18 protein-coding genes are annotated in these 23,521 nt (G+C 39.9%); 4 read left to right on the top strand and 14 right to left on the bottom strand.

Features of this window, described 5'->3' with window-relative positions:
- Positions 1–22: 22 nt before the first annotated feature.
- From ACLV7H_RS05010 to ACLV7H_RS04990, 5 genes are all read right to left on the bottom strand, one after another.
- Positions 23–3,412, bottom strand: a complete 3,390-nt coding sequence (locus ACLV7H_RS05010; protein WP_411866531.1) for a pneumococcal-type histidine triad protein — start codon at positions 3,410–3,412, stop codon at positions 23–25.
- A 7-nt stretch (positions 3,413–3,419) separates the two neighbouring features.
- Positions 3,420–4,337 carry a metal ABC transporter solute-binding protein, Zn/Mn family gene (locus ACLV7H_RS05005; protein WP_045591430.1) on the bottom strand — a complete coding sequence of 306 codons (918 nt, stop codon included), beginning with the start codon at positions 4,335–4,337 and terminating at the stop codon, positions 3,420–3,422.
- Positions 4,338–4,525: 188 nt separating this feature from the next.
- Positions 4,526–7,645 (bottom strand): pneumococcal-type histidine triad protein, encoded by a 3,120-nt coding sequence (locus ACLV7H_RS05000; protein ID WP_411866530.1) that lies wholly within the window; start codon positions 7,643–7,645, stop codon positions 4,526–4,528.
- 254 nt (positions 7,646–7,899) lie between these two features.
- Positions 7,900–9,633 (bottom strand): phosphoenolpyruvate--protein phosphotransferase, encoded by a 1,734-nt coding sequence (ptsP, locus tag ACLV7H_RS04995; RefSeq protein WP_411866529.1) that lies wholly within the window; start codon positions 9,631–9,633, stop codon positions 7,900–7,902.
- Positions 9,634–9,638: 5 nt separating this feature from the next.
- The gene (locus ACLV7H_RS04990) at positions 9,639–9,902 is read right to left on the bottom strand and encodes a phosphocarrier protein HPr (protein ID WP_000146948.1); all 264 of its coding nucleotides are present in this window, start codon (positions 9,900–9,902) and stop codon (positions 9,639–9,641) included.
- A gap of 363 nt (positions 9,903–10,265) precedes the next feature.
- On the opposite strand from ACLV7H_RS04990, the gene nrdH reads away from it, so the two are divergent.
- The 4 genes from nrdH to ACLV7H_RS04970 all read left to right on the top strand — a co-directional run bounded on the left by nrdH (position 10,266) and on the right by ACLV7H_RS04970 (position 14,788).
- The gene (gene nrdH / locus ACLV7H_RS04985) at positions 10,266–10,484 is read left to right on the top strand and encodes a glutaredoxin-like protein NrdH (protein ID WP_000259240.1); all 219 of its coding nucleotides are present in this window, start codon (positions 10,266–10,268) and stop codon (positions 10,482–10,484) included.
- An 80-nt stretch (positions 10,485–10,564) separates the two neighbouring features.
- Complete coding sequence (gene nrdE, locus ACLV7H_RS04980) at positions 10,565–12,724, top strand: class 1b ribonucleoside-diphosphate reductase subunit alpha (protein WP_411866528.1); 2,160 nt, start codon at positions 10,565–10,567, stop codon at positions 12,722–12,724.
- Positions 12,725–12,918: 194 nt separating this feature from the next.
- Positions 12,919–13,881 carry a class 1b ribonucleoside-diphosphate reductase subunit beta gene (nrdF, locus tag ACLV7H_RS04975; RefSeq protein WP_000451378.1) on the top strand — a complete coding sequence of 321 codons (963 nt, stop codon included), beginning with the start codon at positions 12,919–12,921 and terminating at the stop codon, positions 13,879–13,881.
- Between the two features lie 139 nt (positions 13,882–14,020).
- Positions 14,021–14,788: a DeoR/GlpR family DNA-binding transcription regulator gene (locus ACLV7H_RS04970; RefSeq protein WP_411866527.1), complete on the top strand. Its 768-nt coding sequence runs from the start codon at positions 14,021–14,023 to the stop codon at positions 14,786–14,788.
- A 37-nt stretch (positions 14,789–14,825) separates the two neighbouring features.
- On the opposite strand, the gene lacG is transcribed toward ACLV7H_RS04970, so the two are convergent.
- The 9 genes from lacG to ACLV7H_RS04925 form a co-directional block, all read right to left on the bottom strand.
- Complete coding sequence (gene lacG, locus ACLV7H_RS04965; RefSeq protein WP_411866526.1) at positions 14,826–16,232, bottom strand: 6-phospho-beta-galactosidase; 1,407 nt, start codon at positions 16,230–16,232, stop codon at positions 14,826–14,828.
- Between the two features lie 80 nt (positions 16,233–16,312).
- A complete protein-coding gene (locus tag ACLV7H_RS04960; protein WP_411866525.1) occupies positions 16,313–18,007 on the bottom strand; it encodes a lactose-specific PTS transporter subunit EIIC in 1,695 nt (564 codons plus the stop codon).
- Positions 18,007–18,324 carry a PTS lactose/cellobiose transporter subunit IIA gene (locus ACLV7H_RS04955; protein WP_001078327.1) on the bottom strand — a complete coding sequence of 106 codons (318 nt, stop codon included), beginning with the start codon at positions 18,322–18,324 and terminating at the stop codon, positions 18,007–18,009. The genes ACLV7H_RS04960 and ACLV7H_RS04955 overlap by 1 nt, the downstream gene beginning before the upstream one ends.
- Positions 18,325–18,358: 34 nt before the next feature.
- Positions 18,359–19,195: a PRD domain-containing protein gene (locus tag ACLV7H_RS04950; RefSeq protein ID WP_411866524.1), complete on the bottom strand. Its 837-nt coding sequence runs from the start codon at positions 19,193–19,195 to the stop codon at positions 18,359–18,361.
- A 235-nt stretch (positions 19,196–19,430) separates the two neighbouring features.
- Positions 19,431–20,411, bottom strand: a complete 981-nt coding sequence (gene lacD / locus ACLV7H_RS04945; protein ID WP_109289982.1) for a tagatose-bisphosphate aldolase — start codon at positions 20,409–20,411, stop codon at positions 19,431–19,433.
- Between the two features lies 1 nt (position 20,412).
- A complete protein-coding gene (locus ACLV7H_RS04940; protein ID WP_411866523.1) occupies positions 20,413–21,342 on the bottom strand; it encodes a tagatose-6-phosphate kinase in 930 nt (309 codons plus the stop codon).
- A 10-nt stretch (positions 21,343–21,352) separates the two neighbouring features.
- A complete protein-coding gene (gene lacB / locus ACLV7H_RS04935) occupies positions 21,353–21,868 on the bottom strand; it encodes a galactose-6-phosphate isomerase subunit LacB (RefSeq protein WP_045591451.1) in 516 nt (171 codons plus the stop codon).
- Between the two features lie 30 nt (positions 21,869–21,898).
- Positions 21,899–22,324, bottom strand: coding sequence for a galactose-6-phosphate isomerase subunit LacA (gene lacA, locus ACLV7H_RS04930; RefSeq protein WP_000029277.1), 426 nt, complete (start codon positions 22,322–22,324; stop codon positions 21,899–21,901).
- A gap of 292 nt (positions 22,325–22,616) precedes the next feature.
- Positions 22,617–23,513, bottom strand: coding sequence for an aldose 1-epimerase family protein (locus ACLV7H_RS04925; RefSeq protein ID WP_071788633.1), 897 nt, complete (start codon positions 23,511–23,513; stop codon positions 22,617–22,619).
- Positions 23,514–23,521 lie beyond the last annotated feature (8 nt).

The following is a 23,521-nucleotide window of genomic DNA, read 5'->3' as shown; positions in this document are numbered from 1 at the left end:
CTCAGCTACTTCGCCTTTCTTTTTATTCTACTGGTTTTTCTTGATTTCCGGTACTTGTTTTAGATTCTGTTGTTTCCTTTTCTGAAGTTGATTCAGCTGGTTTAGAATCTGTTGCATTACTCGGTTTGTTTTCGTCGCTGGCAGTTTCGCTATTAGATTCTGCAGTTGCTGATGTTTCAGTTTCGGTACTTGTCTTACTACTATTTGCTTCAGCATTGCTTGCTGGGGTTGCTTCTTCACCTGCGCTTGATTTTGACTTGATTTCTTCATTCAAGACCAGAATAGCTTTTGTCAATTCAAGTAAAGCGGCTTTATCTTTACTCTTAGCAGAAATCTGATCTAGTAGAGCATCAACCTTATCAAAGTCTGCATCAGAACCCTTATTATTTTCTAAATATGAGTGAAGTGACATAAGAATATCGTAAAGTTTTTGATAGAGCACAAGTGTCTGAGGGTCTTGCTCAGCATTTTCCTTCTCTTGTTGAAGAGCGCTAGCGATACGAGTCAAGACATCTTTCACCTGACTATTTACTTCATCCAAGTCTGCATCAGCCTTGTTTGTAGCAGCTTTGAGATTTTCTACTTCTTCTGCCAAGGATTGTCTGATTCCTTCTTCTTGGATTTGCTCCAAGAGTTGATTTGCCTTGCTCAAGAGGCTTTCTACTTCTTCCTTACTAACATGATTGACATGTTCTTCAGGCATAAAGTCTCCGTACAATTCTTTCAAGAAGCCATAAATAGCTGTTTTGGCACTTTGATTATCGACTTTTTCAGTATCTAGAACAGTCTGAGTCAATTTAGCAGTAGTTGGTTGAGCTTTCAAAGCTTCTTCCACTTCTTGTTTTGCCTGATAGATGCTTGGGAATAATTTGTTCAATTCTGCTGCCTTAAGGAAGGATTGAGATTGATACAAGGTCCAAGTCAACTGAGCTACTTTATTTCGCAGTTCATCACTCAAACGACCATCATTTACGTGTTCGTAGAAATACTTGATGTATTCTACAGTTGTAACACCTGTTCGATCATTAAAGTCTTGCAAGGCTTGAAGTTGTGATTCAACCGCTGCTAAACCAGCCTCATCTTTAGCCAATTTAGATTCTTGGAGTCGAACGAGAAGATCTTTCTTTGGAAGGCCATAAGAGTCTGTATCCAAGGTATTGATTTTATCAATCAAGGCCTGATATTTCTTATCTAGAGCGCTTGTTTCAACTGGTTTAACACTTTCATCAATATGGATATATTGCTTATCAAAGAGATCCAGTGTCGCAAGATAACCTGCTGTAGAGTTAGTTGCCAATTTCTTCATGTTTTCAGTAAACTGACCTAAAGCTAACTCAATCTGTCTTTGTTTGATTGGTTGATTTTGATAGAGCGATCTACTTTCAGCCAGAAGTTGATCTACTTTCGCCAAGACTGCCTTTTCATCAAAAGCTCCAGGTTGATAGTTGGATTGGAGAGCTGGAATCTTGTTTTTCAAAGCCACTTCATAGCCCTTAGTTTGAACCTTGATGTAGTGATTGTGGTCACCATGAGGAATCACAAAACTACCATTTTCTACCTGTAAGCTATAAGGAGACACACCATCTCGCAAAGCAGTGGTATAGAGTTCATTTAGGAAATCAAGTTCTGGATTGCCAGTTTGTAGCGGAAGACGCACATGTTCCTTACGAACAGCATATGGATGGATATGAGTTGGATCATAGGCTTGGTCTGGATTTCCAAAGACAAAGAATCCGTTTGAAATTTTAATAGCTTCAAGTGGAACACCGTAGGTCTTAGAAATATAAGCAATCTTTTCTTCATCGCTAGCATCTCTTGAGAAAGACTCTACCGTTTTAGCAAGAGGTTTTACAGGCTCTGCATCATGATGTGTTTTCAAATGGTCTTGTGCGGCCTTAATTTGTTCAGCTGTCAAGTCCTTCTTGAAGAAATAATGATTGTGGTCACCGTGACTCATGATAAATCCTGCCGCATCCTCACTGATAACGCGATTGGCATCAAAACCATGATCATGGTCTTCATGGTGATGACCATGTGCATCTTCATCATGATCATCATCGTCATCATGGGCTGGACTTGGTGTTGCTGAGCTTGCACCTTTCAAATGATCTTGCGCCGCCTTGATTTGTTCTGGTGTCAAATCTTTTTTAAAGAAGTAATGATTGTGGTTGCCATGTGACATGACAAAGCCTACCGCATCTTCACTGATAATTCGATTGGCATCAAAATCATGACCATGTTCGTCATGGTGATGACCATGTGCATCTTCATCATGATCGTCATCATGAGATGGAGTTGGTGTTCCTGTTCTTACACCTTTCAAATGATCTTGTGCCGCCTTGATTTGTTCTGCCGTCAAATCTTTCTTAAAGAAGTAATGATTGTGGTCGCCATGAGTCATGACAAAACCTTCTGAATCTTCACTTATAATTCGATTGGCATCGAAACCATGACCATCTTCTTCCTCGTGGTGGACATGTGGTGACGGATTACTTAATACAGAACTAGAAGAAATTCCTCCCTCTTCCGTGTTAGAGTGTGATGGAGGATTGTTTAGAGATGACTTAGGAATATAATGATAGTGGTCACCATGTCTTACTATATAAGCATCACCTGTATCTCTGACAATGTCATTAGGATTAAAGACATAACCATCATCTGCTGCGGTAACACCATTATTCGGTGTCACTGACAAAGGTTGACTGAGAGCTGTAGTATTCCCTGATAAATATGCTTTTGCAGCTGCTAATTCACCTGCCGACAAGTCGCTCTTAGGAATGAAATGATAGTGACCACCATGTGGTACTATATAACCATCACCTGTGTCTTTAATGATATCTGAAGCGTTAAAGACATAACCATCATCTGTTGTATAGCGTCCCTGAGACCTTGCTACAGCAACATTAGAGTTGACCTTCTCATTATCTTTGACATGTTCTTGTTTTTGACGGTTGATTTCATCCTTAGTTCGAACATTATCAGCATGAGCTGCATCTTTCAGGTAGACATAATATTTTCCATCTACCTTGATGATATACCCCCCCTTGACTTCATTGACAATATCTCCATCCTTAAGTTGGTAGTTTGGATCCTTCATCAAGAGTTCTTCACTAAAGAGGGCATCATAAGGAACTTTCCCATTATAGTAATGATAGTGATCACCGTGTGACGTCACATAGCCCTGATCTGTAATTTTGATGACAATTTGCTCAGCCTGAATTCCTTCTTTCTGGCTAACCTGATCTGGTGTCTGAGTCTCTGTTTTTTGAGAGTCTTGCTTCCCATCGACATAAGACACACGATTATTATCTTTGTTTCCTTCTACCTGGTGTTGGTTCAATGCATAAATGCAAAGGCTTAGGGAAAGGACAAGAGCCGATCCTGCTACAAGGTATTTCTTCTTCATTTTCATCATCTCCTCATTTTAATTCTTCTGCAAGAACATTCATATTTTCTTCTAGATTTTCTAAGTAAGTTTTATCATTTTCAGGATCTGCTTCCAAAGGATTCAGTGTTTTCAAACTAACTCCTGTTGATTTGACCAAGGTCTCAGCGACTTTAGAAGAAGCATTGCTCTCAGTAAAGATGGTTTTAACCTTGTAAGTTTTAACAAATTCTTGGATTTCTGTCAACTGTCTCGGGCTCGGCTCTTGTTCAGGGGAAATACCAGCAATCCCAAGTTGTTTTAAACCAAAGCGTTTAGCAAGATAAGAAAAGGCTGTGTGTTGCGTAACAAAAGTTTTTTGACTTGCTTTTTCAAAAATAGGTTGGTATTTCTTGCTTAATTCTTGAGCTTTAGCGATAAAGTCTTTGGCATTCTTTTGATAAGTTTCCTTATTGGCACTATCAAGCTCCGAAAGTTTATCCGCAATGATCTGCGCTTCTTCACCTGCTTTTTCAGGATCTAACCAAGTGTGAGGGTCGTAGAGTGTTTTTTCATCAATCCCATCACCAGCTTCTACATCTTCTAAACCTGGTACACGCTCCAAGGTCATCCCTTCAGAGGCTTCTAAAACTTTAACTTTTGATTTTTTCAAATTTGGATCCAGACTTCCCGCCCAAGACTCCAGTGTATGAGAGTGGTAGACAAAGACATCCGCATCATAAATGGCAGCAATATCATTTGCTGACGGTTCAAAGGAGTGAATCCCACTACTTGACTGAATCATCCGTACATCATTCAAGTCCCCTGATACCTCTTTTACCATGGCATAGATTGGGTAAAAACTTGTGACAATCTTCATCCCTTTTGCTTCTTGTTTTTCTTTTTGGCTACATGCTCCTAAGACAAGAACCAACAGACCTGCCATTAATAATAGAAATGTTCTTTTTTTCATCATTACTCCTTAACTAGTATTTAACTGTTTAATTAACTAGTAAATAGTTTATCTTTATTTACACTATATGTCAAGATATTTTGCACATTTTCATGAAAAAAATGAGAACTAGAACTCACATTCTGCTCTCATTTTTCGTTTTCCTGTTCTCCTATCCTGTTTTTAGGAGTTAGCAAATGTTGTTACAACTACTTACTCTCCCTTAACAAAGCCAATAATTTTTCAGCTTCTGCCATAATAGTATTGTTGTCTTGGGAGCCAAATAGCAAGTTATTCTTTAATCCCGTGAGAGTTTCTTTAGCATTAGACTTGATAATTGGGTCTTGGATTTTTGCAAGTAAATCTTCAGCTTCTCTCAGTTTTTCTTCAACCTTTTCAGTTTCAATCTGAGGTTCTTCTTGTTCCTCTGGCGATTCTTCTTTTGGCTCCTCAGTTGGTTTTGGAGACACTGGTTTCTCACTCTGCGGATTCTCTTCACGCGGTTTTTCTTCCTCAGGTTTTTCTGTACGAGGTTTCTCTACTGATGGTTTTTCCGTATGATTGGTATCAGCTTGACCATTTTGGTTTCTTTGAACATGGTCACTTGCATTTCCCCAACCACTATCTGAATGCGGACGTTCGTTTGGATGTTCGACATAGTACTTCACAGTCGCAAAGAGATCCTTTAAAGTATACCCCTTAGGAGCCTCATAAAGACCTTCGTCAAACCACTCAAATTTGATGTTATGGTAATGGTCATAATGAGGAATAATCAAGCTTCCGTTTTTGACTTCCACAGTATGTTGAAGATTGTAAGGTATACGATCAAGTGGCACCTTCTTAGCTGCTTTCACGCGGTTGTAGATAGCTTCTGCTCCTTTTGCCTCAGTATTTCCTGAATCCTGATGGTCTGTCGAAGGAGGAGTCAAACCTTTCTCTTTAGCATAAGCCTGGGCTGCCGCTCTCTCGGCTTCAGACAAACTATCTTTCTTAATCCAATGACTGTGGGTCATATGCGGAGTTACATAGGCATCCCCCTCATCACTGGTAATATCACGAGGATCAAAGATATAACCGTCTTCTGTTGTATACTTGCCTGCCAACTTGGCCACTTGAATCTCATCATCAGTATAGGCAATTTGCGCATTTGGTTTTCCTAAACGTTCTGGATGACGAATCGGTGCTAGAAAGGCCAGGATATCATCCACCAACTGGACCTTATCACTTGAGGCATCATTGAGTCGTTCCAACAGTTTATCTAAAGCGTCAAAATCAGCTTGGCCCCCTTTATTATCAAGTAAGTCTTGATGAACTCTTGCTAGTAAATCATAAGCCCTGTCGTAAAAACCTCGATTAGCAGATGGGAGGTTGGTTTTCTTATCTCCGAGTTTATGAGACAAACTTTCTTGCTTGGCTAGTTTGCTATCAATGGCTGCTGCTGTTTCTGCCGAAAGTTCCTTGGCTGGAATATAACGTGAGGTTCCATTCTCCTCAAAGACATAGCCATCAGCTACTTTTCGTACCGCTTGTTTGACCAATTTTTCGTCAATTGGATTGCTTGGAGCTGGTTGAGGATTTGGTACAGGTTGCGGGCTTGGACTAGGTTCCGGAGTTGGTTGTGGGCTTGGGTGTTCTGGTCTTGAATCCGGCACCAATTGGTTCGAATGATAGCGAAGCGGGATGATGCGAGCGATTCGTTCTTCCAATTCAGACATTTGTTCGTAAGGGATGAAATGGTAATGGTCACCATGAGGTACAGCAACTCCTCTAGCTGTTCGACTTGTAATCTGCGCCGGATCAAAGACTAGACCATCAGATTCTACATGGCGTTCTGATAAAGGCTTGGCATACAATTCACGTAAAAGTGTTGAAATATCTTCTCCTTGGTCTTGATGATAAGCTGGAGTGACAGTTAGATTTGGAGTTTCTGATAAACTGGGTTGAGCTGGTTTAGCATTATCACTACTTGGTTTACTTGAGCTTGTAGAAGAATGTGAGCCCTGTTTACCATTCCAATAGGCTTGGGCTGCAGCCAATTCTCCTGCTGACAAATCACTCTTAGGTATATAGTGAAAATGATTGCCGTGCGGTACAACAAAAGCATCTCCTGTATCTTCAATCACATCTGTCGGACTAAAGACATACCCATCATCTGTTGTATAGGCTCCTCCAGTTTTTCGATTTGATGCTTGCGTATTGAGATTAAAGTTTGGTTTAATCGTTGAACTTGATGTTAAACTTGGTTTCTCAGGACTGCTTAGTTTCGTATTGTCAGAATGACTTTGAACTGGCTGACCTCCAATTGGCAGATTTCGAGCCAATTTTTCTTCCAAGGCAGACATTTGCGAATAAGGAATGAAATGGAAATGATCTCCATGAGGGACTGCCACACCATTGGCTGTTCGTTTTGTAATCTGTGCTGGGTCAAATACTAAGCCGTCAGATTCCACATGACGTTGGCTAAGTGGCAAAGCGTACAATTCTTGAAGGAGACTAGCTAAATCTTCATTTTGACTCTCAGGAGCTGTTGTAGGATTTTGAGGAGTCTCAGATGGACTCGTTCTTACACTAGATCTTGCTCCTCCCATGCTTGTACGATATTCAGCCGTACTTAATTGACCGCCTTTTTCAGATAAGAAGGCTTGAGCAGCAGCTAATTCACTGGCTGATAACTCACTCTTAGGAATATAGTGGAAGTGATCGCCATGAGGGACGATATAAGCATCACCAGTATCCTCTATAATATCAGAAGCATTAAAGATATATCCATCATCTGTGGTATAACGTCCTTGTGAACGTGCCAAGGCTAGCGCGCCATCATTTGCTGAAGTCCCTCCTTCACGATGCTGACTATGTTCTTGTTTTTGCCGATTGATTTCTTCTTTTGTACGGACATTATCCGCATGGGATGCGTCCTTAAGGTAAACATAGTATTTTCCATCTACCTTGATAACATAACCACCCTTGATTTCATTGACAATGTCTGAATCCTTCAACTGATAATTCGGATCTTTCATCAGCAGTTCTTCACTGATGATAGCATCATAAGGAACTTTGCCATTATAGTAATGATAATGGTCTCCATGAGAGGTCACATAACCTTGATCAGTGATCTTGATGACGATTTGTTCTGCGTTGATTCCTTCTTTTTTACTGACCTCATCAGGAGTCAGATTCTCCGTTTTTTGTGCTGCTTGTTTTCCATCAACGTAAGACACACGATTATTTTCCTTGACTGTTCTAGCTTGATACAGTCCCAACTCGTAAGAACAAACACTTAAAATTAAAGCTGCCGCAGAACCAGCAAGGTATTTTTTATTAATTTTCATTGAAACTCTCTTTCTATTTGATATTTCTAGTTGCAATTCATTTCTAAATTGCAGAAACTCCTCTCTATTACTTAACTGGTTAATAGTTTACTCCTAAATTTCCAACTTGTCAAGAATTTTATGAACCAGTTAAGTATTTTTTTGTTCTGACCACTATTTTTTCAAGATTGGACTTTCTATAAGAAAGATTTTCTTGAAAATTCTTTTAAGAATATCAAAAAAATCCCTGCAACTGCGTTGCAAGGACTTTTCGATTAATCAAAATTAACGTACTCTTTTTGAAGTTCAAGAACTTCTTCCATTGTTGAGCATTCTGTAAGGGCACGGTTTGCGTACTCTTCCATCTTAGCTGTATCAAGTTTCTTCATCAAGCTGCGTGTACGAAGTACAGATGTTGCTGACATAGAGAACTCATCCAAGCCCATTCCGACAAGAAGTGGAACAGCTTGTTGATCACCAGCCATCTCACCACACATACCAGCCCATTTCCCTTCAGCGTGAGCTGCTTTGATAACATTGTTAATCAAACGAAGGATTGATGGGTTGTATGGTTGGTAAAGGTATGAAACTTGTTCGTTCATACGGTCTGCTGCCATTGTGTATTGGATCAAGTCGTTTGTACCAATTGAGAAGAAGTCAACTTCTTTGGCAAATTGGTCAGCAAGCATAGCCGCTGCAGGAATCTCGATCATGATACCAACTTGGATATTATCCGCAACTGCAACACCTTCAGCAAGAAGGTTTGCTTTTTCTTCATCAAAGACTGCTTTCGCTGCACGGAATTCTTTCAAGAGTGCAACCATTGGGAACATGATACGCAATTGACCGTGAACAGACGCACGAAGAAGGGCACGGATTTGTGTGCGGAACATAGCATCTCCAGTTTCAGAGATAGAGATACGAAGGGCACGGAATCCAAGGAATGGGTTCATTTCATGAGGCATATCGAAGTAAGGAAGTTCCTTATCTCCACCGATATCCATTGTACGAACGACAACAGGTTTACCGTTCATTCCTTCAAGTACAGCCTTGTAAGCTTCGTACTGCTCGTCTTCTGTTGGGAAGTCTTGAGAATCCATGTACAAGAACTCTGTACGATAAAGACCAACAGCTTCAGCACCGTTGTCATTGACACCTTCAACGTCTTTTGGAGTACCGATGTTGGCAGCCAATTCAAAGTGTTTGCCATCAGCGGTTACTGTTTGTGCATCTTTCAAGAGTGCCCATTCAGCTTTTTGCTTCGCATAAGCTTCACCAGCAGCCTTGAATTCAGCCGCTTGCTCCTCAGTCGGGTTGATAATAACCTCACCTGTGATACCGTTAACAGCAAGAATGTCACCGTCTTTAACGATTTCAGTGATGTTGTTTGTACCCAGTACAGCAGCAATTTCAAGTGTACGCGCCATGATAGCTGAGTGGCTTGTACGTCCACCGATGTTGGTTACAAAAGCTTTTACAAAGTTTTTGTCCAATTGAGCTGTATCTGAAGGAGTCAAGTCATGCGCAATCACGATCACTTCTTCATTGATAGAAGCTGGGTTTGGCAATTTTTTACCAAGAAGATTTGCCAATACACGTTTTGTCACGTCGCGGATATCCGCCGCACGTTCTTGCATGTATGGGTTGTCTTCCATACCTTCAAAGATAGTGATAAACATGTCTGTAACTTCTTTCAGACCTGCCTCTGCATTCACTTTCTTAGCACGGATTGTTTCTTTGATTTGGCTGATCATTTCTGGGTCAGCAAGAACCATTAAGTGAGCGTCAAAAACTTGAGCTGCTTCTTCACCGAGCGTACCTACTGCTTTCTCGCGAATAACAGAAAGCTCGTCTTGTGATGCCTGTAGAGCGGCATCAAGGCGAGCTTCTTCTGCGTTTGTATCTTCGACTGTAATAGTCTCAAATGACAAATCCGGTTGAACGAGTAGATATGCTTTTGCAACTGCAACACCGTCAGATGCTGCGATTCCTTTAAGCATTTCTGTCATTTCCCTTATGCCAATCCTTCTTTTTCCATAGTTTCAGTGATAGCAGCGATTGCGTCGTCAGCATCTGCACCTTCAGCTGAAATTGTAACATCAGCACCTTGGCCAACACCAAGACTCATAACACCCATGATAGATTTAAGGTTTACTGATTTACCTTTGTATTCAAGAGTGATATCTGAAGCAAATTTGCTAGCTGTTTGAACCAACAATGTTGCTGGACGTGCGTGAATACCTGTTTCTGCCACTACGTGGAAATCTTTAGAAGCCATAGTTTGACTCTCCTTTAGTTTTTTCTTTTTTGGATTATATGTGATAACCCTTACAAGACTGTATTATATCACCTTCTAGATTATTTTTCAAGTGTTTTATGGACTTTCTTCTATTTCCTTTCTGATAACTTGCTGAAAATCTTCTATTTATCTTACCAGTATACAGTATGTAGTTTTTTTGTTTTGATAAACTTTGATAGTTCAATGAAAATCCAATTTTACACTCTGACAAAACACTATATCTTGTGCTTTGTTTTTGAAACTGTAACTTTTTAGCACAAGATTTAGTTTAAAAAGTTTGACAAAGTTTTTTTTTCTGATATACTTAAGAAAGTAATCTATTTTGAAAGAGGAGTTACGAAAATGGTAACCGTTTATTCTAAAAACAACTGTGTCCAATGTAAGATGACCAAGCGTTTCTTGGACAGCAACAATGTCGCTTATCGTGAGATCAATCTCGATGAGCAACCAGAGTACATCGATCAAGTTAAAGAGCTCGGTTTCAGCGCAGCTCCTGTTATCCAAACACCAACTGAAGTCTTTTCAGGTTTCCAACCAGGAAAACTGAAACAGTTAGCATAATCTTAGTACATCATCCAGAAGAAACTGCTTCTAGGGCTAACTTAGAAGCCTTTCTTTTGTAATTAGATAAGGGAAATTTTATGGGATTAAAACATCTTGAGGACGTGACCTACTTCCGTCTCAATAACGAAATCAACCGTCCAGTTAATGGACAAATCATGCTTCATAAAGATAAAGAAGCCTTGGATGCTTTCTTTAAAGAAAATGTAGTTCCAAACACTATGGTTTTTGATTCAATCACTGATAAAATCAACTACCTCATTGAACACAATTACATTGAAACAGCATTTATCAAGAAATACCGCCCAGAATTCTTGGAAGAATTGTCTCAATTTATTAAAGATCAAAACTTCCAATTCAAGTCTTTCATGGCTGCCTATAAGTTTTACAATCAATATGCCTTGAAGACTAACGATGGGGAATACTATCTTGAAAGCATGGAAGACCGTGTCTTCTTTAACGCACTTTATTTTGCAGACGGGGATGAGGCGATTGCGACTGATATTGCCAATGAAATCATCCACCAACGCTACCAACCTGCTACTCCTTCCTTCTTGAATGCTGGTCGTGCGCGTCGTGGAGAGTTGGTATCTTGCTTCTTGATCCAAGTGACGGATGACATGAACTCTATCGGACGTTCCATCAACTCTGCCCTTCAACTTTCTCGTATCGGTGGTGGTGTGGGAATTACCCTAAGCAACCTTCGCGAAGCGGGTGCACCTATCAAAGGTTATGAAGGAGCCGCTTCTGGTGTCGTTCCAGTTATGAAGCTTTTTGAAGACAGTTTCTCTTACTCAAACCAATTGGGTCAACGTCAAGGTGCTGGGGTTGTCTACCTCAACGTCTTTCACCCAGATATCATCGCCTTCCTTTCCACTAAGAAAGAAAATGCCGATGAAAAAGTTCGTGTTAAGACCCTTTCACTTGGTGTAGTGGTACCAGATAAATTCTACGAATTGGCTCGCAAAAATGAAGAAATGTACCTCTTCAGTCCATACTCTGTAGAGCTTGAATATGGTGTGCCATTCAACTATATCGACATCACTGAAAAATATGATGAATTAGTAGCAAATCCAAATATCCGAAAGACAAAAATCAAAGCTCGTGATTTGGAAACTGAAATCTCTAAATTGCAACAAGAATCTGGCTATCCTTATGTAGTCAACATCGATACAGCTAACCGTGCGAATCCTGTTGATGGAAAGATTATCATGAGTAACTTGTGTTCTGAGATTCTTCAAGTTCAAGAACCAAGCTTGATCAACGATGCTCAAGAATACCTTCAAATGGGAACAGACGTCTCATGTAACCTTGGTTCAACCAATGTGGTCAACATGATGACCTCACCTGACTTTGGTCGTTCTATCCGTGCTATGGTACGTGCTTTGACTTTTGTTACAGATAGTTCGCACATCGAAGCTGTCCCTACTATCGACCACGGAAACAGTTTGGCTCATACCTTTGGTCTTGGTGCCATGGGGCTTCATAGTTACCTTGCCCAACAACTGATCGAATATGGATCAGCTGAGTCAGTTGAATTTACAAGCATCTACTTTATGCTTATGAACTACTGGACCTTGGTAGAATCTAATAACATCGCGCGTGAACGTGGTATCACCTTCCACAACTTTGAAAAATCAGACTATGCTGACGGAAGCTACTTCGACAAGTATGTGACAGGCGAATTTGTTCCAAAATCAGACCGTGTCAAAGAGCTTTTCAAAGACGTCTTTATCCCGAGTGCTGCTGACTGGGCGGAACTTCGAGAAAAGGTTCAAGCAGATGGTCTTTATCACCAAAACCGTCTAGCTGTTGCTCCAAATGGTTCTATCAGTTACATCAACGATGTTTCTGCTTCTATCCACCCGATTACGCAACGTATTGAAGAACGCCAAGAGAAGAAAATCGGTAAAATCTACTATCCTGCTGCTGGTTTGTCAACAAATACTATCCCTTACTACACTTCTGCTTACGACATGGATATGCGTAAGGTGATTGATGTTTACGCTGCTGCGACAGAGCACGTGGATCAAGGACTTTCACTCACCCTCTTCATGCGTAGCGACATTCCAAAAGGTCTTTACGAATGGAAGAAAGAAAACAAACAAACGACACGTGACCTATCTATCCTTCGTAACTATGCCTTTAACAAGGGTATCAAGTCTATCTACTACGTCCGTACCTTTACAGACGACGGTGGGGAAGTTGGTGCTAACCAATGTGAAAGCTGTGTGATTTAATTTTAGTCAAAGGCAACCACATTTTCTCAGACTACTGATTAAGTTACCCGTCATACAAAACTTGATAAGTATCTTAAATACTATGAAAAACTAAAAAGTCGGGCTTCCGACTTTTTGTGCGATACTCTTCTCAGACTATGATAAAATAAAGAGGATTCGACAATCGCATTATTACATACAGAAAGAGATTTCAAATGGAAACTTACTACAAAGCCATTAACTGGAATGCCATCGAAGATGTCATCGACAAATCAACTTGGGAAAAGCTGACAGAGCAATTCTGGCTTGATACGCGTATCCCCTTGTCAAATGACCTAGACGACTGGAGAAAACTATCAAACAAGGAAAAAGACCTAGTAGGAAAAGTCTTTGGTGGTTTGACCCTTTTGGATACCATGCAATCTGAAACAGGAGTTCAGGCGCTTCGCTCAGACATCCGTACACCGCATGAGGAAGCTGTTTTTAACAACATCCAGTTTATGGAATCTGTCCACGCAAAATCTTACTCTTCTATCTTTTCGACCTTGAATACCAAGGCTGAAATTGAAGAAATCTTTGAATGGACCAACACAAATCCCTACCTACAAAGAAAAGCTGAAATTATCAACGAAATCTACCTCAATGGTAGCCCGCTAGAAAAGAAAGTTGCCAGCGTTTTCCTTGAAACCTTCCTCTTCTACTCTGGTTTCTTTACACCACTTTACTATCTCGGTAACAACAAACTGGCCAACGTTGCGGAAATCATCAAACTGATCATTCGTGATGAGTCTGTTCATGGAACTTACATTGGTTACAAATTCCAACTTGGTTTTAACGAATTGCCCGAAGAAGAGCAAGAAAAGCTTAAAGAATGGATGTACGACCTGCTCTACACTCTCTACGAGAACGAAGAAGGTTATACAGAAAGTCTCTATGACGGTGTTGGTTGGACTGAAGAAGTTAAAACCTTCCTTCGCTACAATGCTAATAAAGCTCTTATGAATCTTGGACAAGATCCACTCTTCCCAGATTCGGCTGATGATGTCAATCCTATCGTCATGAACGGAATCTCAACTGGAACATCCAATCACGACTTCTTCTCCCAAGTCGGAAATGGTTACCTCCTTGGTGAAGTTGAAGCTATGCAGGACGAAGATTATAACTACGGTTTAGACTAATTTGACCAATCATTCAAAATATCATGGTTTGTTTAAAACAACCATTATATTTTTGTTTTTGTTTTATTTTGTTTTTTTCTATTTGAAAGATTGAGCGTTTTATGGTAAGATAATAATAGTAGAAATCGAGGTGATAAGGATGCTAAAGCAAGAAAAACTAGATAGTATTCTAGAAGCAGTAAACACAAAAGGCACCATTACTGTAAAAGAGATTATGGAGAGTCTTGATGTATCAGATATGACAGCTCGCCGCTACTTACAAGAATTAGCAGATAAGGATTTGCTGGTTCGTGTGCACGGTGGCGCTGAAAAACTTCGTACAGGTTCTCTCTTAAACAACGAACGCTCAAATGTTGAAAAACAAGGCTTGCAGATTGCTGAAAAACAGGAAATTAGCCGTTTTGCTGGTCATTTGATTGACGAAGGTGAAACCATTTTTATTGGGCCAGGTACAACCTTAGAATGTTTTGCTCGTGAGCTCCCTATCGATAACATTCGTGTTGTAACAAACAGTCTTCCTGTTTTTCTCATCCTAAACGAACGAAAACTAACAGATTTGATCTTGATTGGCGGAAATTATCGCTCTGTCACTGGTGCTTTTGTAGGGACACTTACCTTGCAGGATTTGACAAACCTTCAGTTTTCTAAGGCATTTGTTAGCTGTAATGGTATTAAGGATAAGGCAATTGCTACTTTCAGTGAAGAAGAGGGCGAAGCGCAACGAATCGCCTTGAATAATGCTAATAAAAAATACTTACTGGCAGACCACAGTAAGTTTAATAAGTTTGATTTTTACAATTTCTACAATATCTCAGAGATTGATACGATCGTTTCAGATTCTAAACTGAATCAGGAGACATTTGAAGATCTTTCGAAACAAACAACCATTCTTTTATCGAAACCATAAAAATTCCCCGCCAAAAGGTGGGGAATTTTTGTTGAATTTATTCAATAAGTTGTGTTTCAGCAAGTTTCTTGTACCAGTGAGCCGATTTCTTTGGGTAGCGCTCCTGGGTTTCAAAATCAACATAGAAGAGACCGTAACGTTTTTCATAACCGTTTGACCATGAGAAGACGTCCATCAATGACCAAATGAAGTAACCTTTTACATTAGCTCCATCTGCAATCGCATCAGACAAAACTTCCAAGTGTTGCTTCACGTAATCAATACGACCATCATCATAAACAGTGTTATCAACAAACTCATCTTTATAGCCGAGGCCATTTTCAGTAATGTAAATCTTCTTGTAGTTAGGATAATCTTTCTTCACGCGCATGATTTGGTCATACAAACCCTGAGGATAGATAATCCAATCCCAGTCCGTACGTGGGACATAGTCAGGCGCCACTCGACGTCCGACTCCCTTAATCTGATATTTAGAGCTTCCTTTTTCACCCTTACCGTTATGAATTATTTCTGTTTCGCCATCAAAAGCTTGCATCCAATCACTCATGTAGTAGTTAATTCCAAGGAAGTCGTTCAAGTCTTTTGCAGCTTCTAATGCTGTGAAATCTTCTTCACGAAGATCTAAGCTACCACCATTGACGGATAAAATATGGTTGACGCCTTCCATTGTTTCATCTGAATAGCGTCCAAGATAAGTTGCATCCAAGATAAATTTATTGTGGATGATATCTTCCAGCTCAGCAGCGCGAACATCTGCTTGATTTTCAGGATCTAGAGGATATTTAGTAGGCAGGGCATGAACCACACCAATTTCACCTTTATAACCTTTATCTTTATATAGCTTGACTGCACGCGCATGAGAAACCATCATATTGTGATGAGATTGAAAGACTTTGGCAAGGTCGTACTGAATACCTGGAGGGAATTTCCCAACCAAGTATTGACCATCACCAATTGGTCCAATTTCATTGAATGTTGTCCAATAGTTTACTTCTGGGAATTCTTCAAAACAGAAAGCCGCGTAGTCTACAAAGTGTTCAATGTTTTCACGGTTTAAGAAGTCTCCATTTGAATGTAGAGCTTCTGGCGTATCAAAGTGATGAAGAGTTACAAAGGGCTCAACATGTCGCTTGTGACACTCTGCAAACAACTTGTGGTAGAACTCAACTCCCTTGTCATTGACTTCCCCATAACCTGTTGGGAAAATACGTGACCAAGCGATTGAAATACGGATACCATTGACACCATACTCTTCTGCAAGTTTGAGGTCAACTGGGTATTTGTGATAGAAATCACTGGCTGGTTCTGCAGTGTACCAGTAGTTATCTTCAAGATATTTATCCCACGCTACTGGTCCTTTACCATCAGTATGTGTAGCACCTTCTGCTTGATAGGCAGCTGTTGCGCCACCGAAAATAAAGTCTTTTGGTAATGTTTTTGACATGAATTTCACCTTTCAATTAAAAAGAAATAAGATGGAGAGGAGGCTAGTGAGGCTTTATTCTCCATCTCACTTCTAAAATTTTATTGTTCAAATTGAGCTTGTACGAATGCAAGAGCGCCTTTTCCATCGCGAGTCAATTTAATGTATTGGCCACCTTCTGTCTTGGCAAGTTTGATACCAAGTTTGTTGGTTTCGGCCTTCATGTCTTCAAAGTTTGAAGCAACTTGAGGAGCAAGGATAACCAGATCAAACTCAGGCAACATTTCACGGTGAGCACCATAGCCACCAGCTGCTGCCTTGACAGGAACTTTATATTCTTCCGCTGCTTTATTTAAAGCATTTGCAAGGAGACCACTTGTACCTCCTCCTGCACAGAGAACGAGAACATTTGTTTCTTCTGTGATTGTATTTTGCGCTGCTTCTACACCTGCTTTTTCAAGAATAGCATCTGCTTTGGCAGTATTGAAGTTTGCTGCTACTTTTTCTTTCAATTCATCATTGGCTTTACCTGAACGCTCTTCTTCAAGAATTTGTTCATCATAAACCTTGAGGAATGGATAGTAAATGGCTACGTCAACAAGGATTAACAAAGCAGCAAGTACAAATGATAAGAATTGGAAGTTTGTTCCGAGAACAATACCGAGCGGACCTGGTGTTGTCCAAGGAAGGTTGGCAGTAAATGAGTTCATGCCAAGCGTTTCAATGAAGAATTTAAAGATCCATACGTTGGCAATTGGCGCAAAGATAAATGGAATAAAGAAAATCGGGTTCAATACAAGCGGTGCACCAAACAAGATTGGTTCATTTACACCAAAGAAAGTTGGAACTACTGAAGCACGTCCGATTGCACGGTTACGTTTTGATTTTGTTAACCACATGAACATGAATGGAACAACCAGTGTCGCACCAGTACCACCCATGGTAACGATAAACATTTGTGTACCAGAAGTAAGAATCTTGTCAGCGTGCATACCTTGTTGGAGAAGGTTCAAGTTGACTTCGGCATTTGCATAGGTAATAGCTGCAATTGCTGGTTCAACGATAGATGGACCATGGATACCAACAAACCAGAAGAAGGCAAAGGCACCAAAGATAATCGTAATACCTAGATAACCATCAGCAGCAGAGAATAAAGGTGCAAAGAATTTACCGATTGATTCAGCTACGCTTGCACCAACAAAATGACGAGCTAGTAAATCAAGAACATATAGAGAAACAACTGAAAGAGTGAACGGAATCACATCTTTAAAAACTTGTGAGATATTGGGTGGAACTTCGTCAGGCATACGAATGGTAACGTTGTTCTTAACACAGACCTTATAGATGGCTACTGTAACAAAGGCAGCAAGGAAGGCTGAAAGCAAACCTTTTGTTCCAAGGAAACCTGTTGCAAAGCCACCTTCAATCGGATCAGCTGCCAACATCAACAAACCAACAATCGCAGCCAAAAGTGTCGACATATAGTTGATTTGGTTGGTTTTTTCCATGCTACGGTTTACTGAGTCCGTCAATGACTTGGCAGTTGTACCAGCTACCAAGAGAGCTAGAATCCCCATTGAATAGCTATAAGGTTTCATGAGGAGATTAACAACATCATCAGACCATTTAAAACCCCATGAGTTTGGTACAAAGGCAATCAAGATAAAGATACTTGAAAAGAGAATAACTGGCATCCCTGCAATGAAACCATCACGAATAGCACGAAGGTAGATATTACGAGACAGTTTTTCAAAGAAAGGCTTTCCTTTCTCGATAAATGAAATTAGTTTGTTCATTACTTAACTCCTCTCTTGTAAAGTTCGATTAAATGGTGCATCAAATCTTTAAGCAAGATGGTTGTCATCAAGTGGTCTTGACCGTGCATCATGGTTACACTATAAGCCAAATCCTCACCAGCTGCCTCCTTGGTCAATAGACTTGTTTGCGCGTGGTGTGCCTCGGCGATACAGCCACCAGCTTCCTCTACGAGAGTATCAGCTTTCGCAAAATCGCCAGCTTCAGCAGCCTTCAAGGCTTCCAATAGTTTTGAACGAGCATCGCCAGCATAGGCTACGATTTCAAAACCTAACAATGTTACTTCTTCTCTATTCATAATAGAGTCCTCCTTATATATTGTTTGATAAATCTTATGACAGTAAACGTTGTATATGTAGAACTAGATAAACTCGCTCACTCTTATACAAATCAAGACCAGAATGTTGCGTAATCACATCATAGATTTTGGAACCAATCTCGAACGCTTTTGGATAGGATTGTTTGATATGGTCTTCCATATCCAGAAGTGATTGGTTATCATCTCTAGATCTGTCTAAATAATCCAAGAAATAATTCAAATGAATCATAAAACGATCATAGAAATGATTATTCTCTTTGGTTCGTTGAATTGCATAACCCTTTAGCACTTCTTCAACATTCCTGAGAATTTCTTTCCTCTTATCAATCGACTCAACCACTTGAACTTCATTCTCCCCTTCGGCATTGATGAAATGATAAGCGATCCGAATAATTTCATCCTCAGGGAAATGATCTGTCAACTTCTGACGATAGATTTCAAAGGCTTCATTTGCGATTTGAAAAGCGACAGGATACTTGGCAGAAATATCTGGCAGATTACTATCCTTGTACCTTCCTTGTGCTAGAGCTTGATAGGAACAGTAAATATGATCTGTCAAGGTTACGTAGAGATACTCTTGAATCGGATAATGATATTTCTTTGATAGCTTGTCAATGATCTCATAAGTCACTGTGATAAAATCAAGCGGAACATCTTTGAGGAGAGCCATAAAGTTTTCTCTTGACTCTTCGGTCTTCATTCGAAAGATTTTCTCAACCTGATGTTCAGCAATCAAATCCCCCTTCTTTTTTCCAAATGCAATCCCCTTACCAATCACAATCACTTCTTCTCCTTTGTCATTTCTGACAAGCGAGACGTTATGATTCATTGGGTTTAGAATTCGATACATGGCAACCTCCTTTTATCTCTTAAAGGTATATGAGTAAAAAAAATGACCACAAATGAACTAGAAAATCCTTTGATTTCTAATCCACCTGTGATCATGCCTAATATTACTTAGTAACACTCACCTTGTATTAACTTGTGATTTAAGTATAGCACAAGTAATTTTTTTTGTAAACCTTTACATTCAACTTTTTTAAAAATTTTTATTTAGATCGATGTTCCTAAGATTAGGGGAAAACTTATACACGTTCAGTCCATGAAGTCGCTGTTGTTTGAAGAACCTTGTTGAGTTCGTCAATGTTCTCAAAACCTGTTGTACGTAGCCATTCACGAGCTGCTGCTTCACCGTCTTTGATGTAAGCTTCAACCGATCCAGCCCAGGTTGCACGGCCGCAAAGAACGCCGTTGAAGTTTGCACCTGATTCGTGGGCAAAGACAAGTGTTTCTTGGAAGAGTTTAGCTGATACACCTGCACTCAAGTAGATGTATGGAAGATTTGTTGCTTCGTCTTGCGCTTTGAAGAAGGCTGCTGCTTCTTCGCGAGTATGGACGATTTCACCATCACCAAAGCCTTCAACGTATTTGACGTTGACTGGAACTTCTACTTTCAAGACATCGATGTTGAAGCGTGGGTCTGAGAAGACCTTCATAGCACCGATAACCTTGTGTGGTTTTACTTTAGCGTATTCTGCAGAACCTGCATCCGCAATCTTTTCATCGTAAGCCAAGATTTCAAGGAAGAATGGAATGTCTTCCGCCACACACTCAGAACCGATACGTTCGATGTAGGCTTGTTTTTCTTGGTTGAGTTCGTCAGAGCTGTCTACATCGTAGTAAAGCAAGAATTTGACAGCATCTGCGCCTTGTTCTTTGATACGTTTGGCAGACCAAACATCCAAGCAGTCTGGCAAGCGTTTAGTGCTAGTTGTGTCGTAACCAGTTTTCTCATAAGCAAGGAGAAGTCCAGCATTGGCATCAAGCGCTTTTGTAGCCGGAAGTCCATACTCAGGGTCAAGGAGCATAGAGGATGCGTATTTTGTCAATTCATCTGCAACCAAGACTTTGAGTTCTTCCATTTGAGCAACTGTTGGCTCTTCTGTTTGGTATTGAGCCATGAGGCGTTTCAAAGCACCACGTTGGTCAAAGGCAAGAGCTGAAATGATTCCATTTTCATCTGAAAGTTTTTCTAAGCGTGCACGTTTTTGTTCTGTTAAAACCATTTTATACCTCTTTTACTATTAATTGATCATATAAAGCTTGATAGTTGGCCATATTGACATGACCTGTCATCTTTTCTTGAGCGTTGAGCATACCAAGAACATTAGCCTTGATGAGGAGTTCTGCATCCGATTCCTTATGAAGAAGTCCTGATGAAATACCTGCAACAGTAGAATCTCCAGATCCGACAGGATTAACTACTTGAATTCTCGGAATATCTACCTTGTAGAAAGTATCACCATGTTTTGCAAAAGCACCATTTGCACCAAGTGAAACGATAATCCACTCAATCCCTGCAAATAGAGGCTCTTGAAGAACTTCTTTTAATTCATCCAAATCCTCAGAAACTTCTTTCCCAAGAAGCTGAGACAATTCTTCGTTATTTGGTTTGATTACTGTTGGTTTATGTGGTGATTCAAGAACCGCCTGAAGAGCCGCACCTGAGCAATCCAGAACAACTGGTTTGCCTGCTTGATTAGCAAGTTCTACTAAGCTTGCATAGTAGTCAACTGGAAGACCTGCTGGCAGACTACCAGAGATAGCAACTACTTCCACAGTGTCAAGAAGATTTTCGAAATGAGCCAAGAAATCTTGCCCTTCTTGTTCTAGAACTTCAGGCCCTTTCTCAAGAATTTCTGTTTGGTTTTCACCGTGTAGAATAGCGATACAGTTACGAGTCTCTCCTTTGATCGAGAAAAAACGTTTCGTTACTTTATCGTCGATATGCTCTACTAAAAACTCACCAAGTTTACCACCGACCAAACCAGTAGCAACAACAGAATCACCAAATTCTGAAAGAACTCGTGTAACATTGAGTCCTTTACCACCAGCTGTCTTGGTCACGTCGACCACACGGTTGACAGTGTCAATTTTCAATTCATCCAAAGGATAAGAAATATCAATGGATGGATTCATTGTGACTGTTAAAATCATAGGTCACCTCTTAGTCGTGGTATTCACCGCGATCCCATTTTTCAAGGAATTCTGTAAAGAAGTTTGCATCTGCTTGATGAGCATTGTGAGTTTCAACGTGCTCAATTTTCGCAATCAATTTTTTGTTTTCTTCTGATGGTTTGTATTCAGCATTGATGAAAGCTTCAATGATATCACACATGAGCAATTCACCAGTAATTTTACCACCAAAACCAATAACGTTGGCGTTCAATTGTTCTTTGGCATAAAGAGCTGTTGTCATATCACGAACCAAGGCAGAACGAACTCCTGGAACTTTGTTGACAGCGTTGTTGATACCAACACCAGTACCACAGATACATACCCCAAGATCAGCTTGTCCGCTAACAACTGCTTCCCCTACTTTTTTACCAAAGATTGGGTAGTGTGTTCGCGCATGATCGTAAGTACCAAAGTCAATGACTTCATGTCCTTTTGATTTCAAGAATTCTGAAACCGCCATTTTTTCATTTGTTACGATGTGGTCACATCCGATTGCAATTCTCATTTTTAACTTACCTTTCTTACTGTAATCTAATTAACACATTTTGTTCAACATGTCGACACGAATCTGGTGACGTCCACCGTCGTATTTACCATTAACAAAACCTTTAGCAATGTTTTTAGCCAATTCATCACCAACAAGTTGTGCACCCATAGTGATCATACGAGAGTTATTGTGGCCGCGAGTCATATAAGCTGAACGTTCATCAGAAACTTCAGCAGCAACCATTCCTTTGATTTTAGTTGCGACCATGAAAGGACCAGCACCATAAGCATCAATCACGATACCAAGATTTTGTTCTTCTTTGTTTACTTCTGCAGCAACAGCAAGAGTCACATCGACAAAGTCTTGGCCTTCTGCTGTAACATCCACTACGTGGAAGTTTTCTTTTTCTAGGAAGTCTTTCACAACTTCTTTCAATCTTAAACCTGCAGCATCTGCACCGATAACAATAGACATATTGTATACTCCTTTTTATTTTTCTAGGCCAGTAAAGACTTTTATAGCTAGTATTATAAGTACAAAAGGCTTTCTAGCAGTTTATTGACAACTTAATTGAATAAGCTGTTCGATAGCTTATCCAAGTCTAGGAAATCAAGTTCCTAGAAATGATACTCCCTCAATCAGAAAGAATATAACAAGTGATTTTTTGTTCGTTACAAACATCATTTGTTGCTTACAAACATAATATACTCCTATTTTACGTAAAAGTCAACAGTAAATGTTTGTTTCTGTGTTATATTTTTTAAAATTATAAGATTTCGATCTCAAAACCAATCTGATCAACCTGACCTGGTTCTAAGAGACGAACATTCTTCTTATCTTCTAAATGATTTCCTTCTTCAAGTGAAGTTGATAAACCTGACCAGGGTTCAAAAGCGATGAAAGGACCTTTATTTAGGGTAGACCAAATGATGAGATTTGAAAACTCTTGGAAGTGTACTTTTAATCCCTTCTCATGTTTACGAGAACGAAGAGAAATTGTTCTGGATTGCAACTCATCTAAAGTCACTGCATCAACACTAAACAGATCGTAACTGAGATCCACTTCCTTTTGTGAATCCAACCATGGACTTCTATCTTGGAAGTCTAAGAGTCCAGTTTCTGGCAAAGGACGTGGAACAGAGCAAGTCTCTTCTTTCTCAAACTCTAAATAGTAATCTTCATAAGTTTCGCCATCTAGTAGAGGACAATTAAAGCCTGGATGTCCACCAATAAAGTATGGCATGACCTTACTAGTTTCTTTATTGAAAACTTTGTATTGAGTACGAACAGTCTTGCCAGTCACTAGATAAGTGATTTCAAGGCGGAAATGATAAGGATAGTTTTGATATGTATTCTCATCATCTTCGAAAGCAAAAGTTACGCTATTTTCAGTTTGATCAACTAAGTTAAATTCATTTTTACGGACCAAACCATGACGAGGAATGTTTCCTTTCGTCTCCGTTCCATCTGCATGACTGTATAAGGCTGTATCTTCTCTTAAAGAGCCACAGATTGGGAAAAGTACTGGAGCTTGCCCACTCCAATAGGTGGCATCTCCTTGCCACAAGTACTCAACGCCATCTCGATCCTTGATTGACGACAGGGCACCACCAAAAGTTTTAAATTGGACCGTCAATTGCTTTGATTTTATTTCAATTACCATTATTTTCT

Source organism: Streptococcus oralis (assembly GCF_965111685.1).
Taxonomy (GTDB): Bacteria; Bacillota; Bacilli; order Lactobacillales; family Streptococcaceae; genus Streptococcus; species Streptococcus oralis_B.
This window is presented reverse-complemented; position numbering and strand designations above follow the sequence as displayed.

Bases quoted from the DNA above. Each gene is read 5' to 3' on its own strand.
- ACLV7H_RS04940 (WP_411866523.1), bottom strand. From the start codon at position 21,342: ATGATTTTAACAGTCACAATGAATCCATCCATTGATATTTCTTATCCT.
- ACLV7H_RS05000 (WP_411866530.1), bottom strand. From the start codon at position 7,645: ATGAAAATTAATAAAAAATACCTTGCTGGTTCTGCGGCAGCTTTAATT.
- ACLV7H_RS04970 (WP_411866527.1), top strand. From the start codon at position 14,021: ATGCTAAAGCAAGAAAAACTAGATAGTATTCTAGAAGCAGTAAACACA.
- nrdH (WP_000259240.1), top strand. From the start codon at position 10,266: ATGGTAACCGTTTATTCTAAAAACAACTGTGTCCAATGTAAGATGACC.
- lacG (WP_411866526.1), bottom strand. From the start codon at position 16,232: ATGTCAAAAACATTACCAAAAGACTTTATTTTCGGTGGCGCAACAGCT.
- lacD (WP_109289982.1), bottom strand. From the start codon at position 20,411: ATGGTTTTAACAGAACAAAAACGTGCACGCTTAGAAAAACTTTCAGAT.
- ACLV7H_RS04990 (WP_000146948.1), bottom strand. From the start codon at position 9,902: ATGGCTTCTAAAGATTTCCACGTAGTGGCAGAAACAGGTATTCACGCA.
- ptsP (WP_411866529.1), bottom strand. From the start codon at position 9,633: ATGACAGAAATGCTTAAAGGAATCGCAGCATCTGACGGTGTTGCAGTT.
- ACLV7H_RS05010 (WP_411866531.1), bottom strand. From the start codon at position 3,412: ATGAAAATGAAGAAGAAATACCTTGTAGCAGGATCGGCTCTTGTCCTT.
- ACLV7H_RS04960 (WP_411866525.1), bottom strand. From the start codon at position 18,007: ATGAACAAACTAATTTCATTTATCGAGAAAGGAAAGCCTTTCTTTGAA.
- ACLV7H_RS05005 (WP_045591430.1), bottom strand. From the start codon at position 4,337: ATGAAAAAAAGAACATTTCTATTATTAATGGCAGGTCTGTTGGTTCTT.
- ACLV7H_RS04955 (WP_001078327.1), bottom strand. From the start codon at position 18,324: ATGAATAGAGAAGAAGTAACATTGTTAGGTTTTGAAATCGTAGCCTAT.
- lacA (WP_000029277.1), bottom strand. From the start codon at position 22,324: ATGTCTATTGTTATCGGTGCAGATGCTGCAGGTTTAAGATTGAAAGAA.
- nrdF (WP_000451378.1), top strand. From the start codon at position 12,919: ATGGAAACTTACTACAAAGCCATTAACTGGAATGCCATCGAAGATGTC.
- lacB (WP_045591451.1), bottom strand. From the start codon at position 21,868: ATGAGAATTGCAATCGGATGTGACCACATCGTAACAAATGAAAAAATG.
- ACLV7H_RS04950 (WP_411866524.1), bottom strand. From the start codon at position 19,195: ATGTATCGAATTCTAAACCCAATGAATCATAACGTCTCGCTTGTCAGA.
- nrdE (WP_411866528.1), top strand. From the start codon at position 10,565: ATGGGATTAAAACATCTTGAGGACGTGACCTACTTCCGTCTCAATAAC.
- ACLV7H_RS04925 (WP_071788633.1), bottom strand. From the start codon at position 23,513: ATGGTAATTGAAATAAAATCAAAGCAATTGACGGTCCAATTTAAAACT.